Origin of the sequence: Streptomyces sp. NRRL S-495 (assembly GCF_000966955.1) — a bacterium.
GTDB lineage: Bacteria > Actinomycetota > Actinomycetes > Streptomycetales > Streptomycetaceae > Kitasatospora > Kitasatospora purpeofusca.
On record NZ_JZWY01000354.1, the window covers coordinates 1 to 1,450 of the forward strand.

At 74.1% G+C, this 1,450-nt stretch carries 1 protein-coding gene and 2 pseudogenes; 1 reads left to right on the top strand and 2 read right to left on the bottom strand.

Translation table 11 applies throughout. The annotated features are described in order from the left end of the window. Positions 1 to 222 (top strand): annotated as a pseudogene (locus VR45_RS18695) (TIGR03086 family protein); the annotation flags it as partial. Positions 223 to 246: 24 nt separating this feature from the next. Here the strand turns inward: VR45_RS18695 and VR45_RS42455 are convergent. Together VR45_RS42455 and VR45_RS18705 are read right to left on the bottom strand one after the other, a co-directional pair. Further along, positions 247 to 978, bottom strand: a complete 732-nt coding sequence (locus tag VR45_RS42455; RefSeq protein ID WP_052709196.1) for a hypothetical protein — start codon at positions 976 to 978, stop codon at positions 247 to 249. A gap of 120 nt (positions 979 to 1,098) precedes the next feature. Continuing rightward, a pseudogene (locus VR45_RS18705) lies at positions 1,099 to 1,450 on the bottom strand (lipase family protein); the annotation flags it as partial.

Here is a 1,450-nt window from a genome sequence, read left to right on the forward strand (position 1 = left end):
GTGCACGCCTGGGACATCGCCCGCGCGACCGGTCAGGACCTCCCGCTGACCGATTCCCTGGCGGAGGGGTTGGAGAGCCCGGCCGCCCGGATCGTCGACTTCGTCCGGGACTCCTTCGGCAAGTTCGGCCCCGTGGTCGAGGTACCCGCCGACGCGGGCCCGGCGGCGAAGTTGCTCGGCTTCACCGGCCGTGACCCGCAGTGGGCGCCGCCGACCGCGTAGGGCAGGAGCGGCGGGAGTCGGCCGTCAGCAGGTGGCGGCGTCGGCCGGGAGGGCCAGGCCGGCTGCCACCTGGCGCTCGCCGGTCACCTTGACGTTCTGGTGGTACGGCGCGGTGGGCGCCGGGCTCGGGGTGGCCAGGTCGAGCCGCTGCGGCAGTTCGGTGTCCTTGACCGGCGCGCCCAACTGGACCACGGAGAGCACCCCGGAGCAGTGCGAGGTCGCCGGGGGCGCGCTGCCCGGGGCGACCCCGTTGGCCGGACCGATCGTCACCTCGGTGGTGTCCAGCGGGCTGTAGGAGTAGGACGGGCGGGTGACGGTGCCCGAACCGGTGTGGGACAGCCGCACGGTGAACCGGGTGATCCGCACGGTCACCGGTCCGCACGGCCGCCGGTCCGTCGTGGTGTCGAGGTGCAGGCCGTCCAGGTCCATGAAGATCCCCGGGTCGATGATCCGCGCGGCGCCGGGGAGCCGGGAGAGGTAGCCGGCCACCGTGGTGTCGCCGACCATGCCGGTGTCGAAGCAGCTCGGGCTCGGCGCCGGTGCGGTGGGCGGCGGGGAGGTGACCGTCGCTTCCGTCGAGCCGACCGTCGGGGTGGCGCTCGGAGCGGGTGCCGAGGTGCTCGCCGGGCCCGCGGACGACGGTGATCCCGTCGCCCCGCCGGAGCCGCCGGACGTGCAGCCCGCGATCCCCAGGGCCGCGGCCACCGCCCCGGCGAGGACCGCCGCTCCCGACCGGTATGTGCGGGTCGCGTCCATCGCCCCGGCCCCCATTTCCTCCCGCGCCCGCGGGAACGAGGTCGATGCTTCCAGAACTCGGCGGCGGGGAGGGCGGGTTCGCGGGAATCCGGGCCCGGCGGACCCGGATCCCCACCGCCGTCAGGCGAGGTTCTTCTCCAGCGCGGCGAGGTAGTTGCGCATGAAGTGGTCCCGCATGCCGTCACTGGCCGGCGCGAAGGCGTCGGCGGTCAGGCCCTTCGCCCGGTCCGCCAGGCCGCCGAGCAGGCCGACCGAGTCGTGCAGTTTCCCGCCGGAGTCGATGTACCGCAGGGCGTCGACATGGGTGTAGGCGGGCTCGGGCGGCAGCTGGGGGACGATGTCGTTGTTGTTGACGAAGCGGTACATCCGGTTCTGGAAGCCCTTGTTGTACGCCGCGGCCAGCAGGCGGTCACAGGTGCGGGGCTGGCCGAAGGTGACCACACCGTCGGCCGCCAGTCGCGGCTCCTCCAGC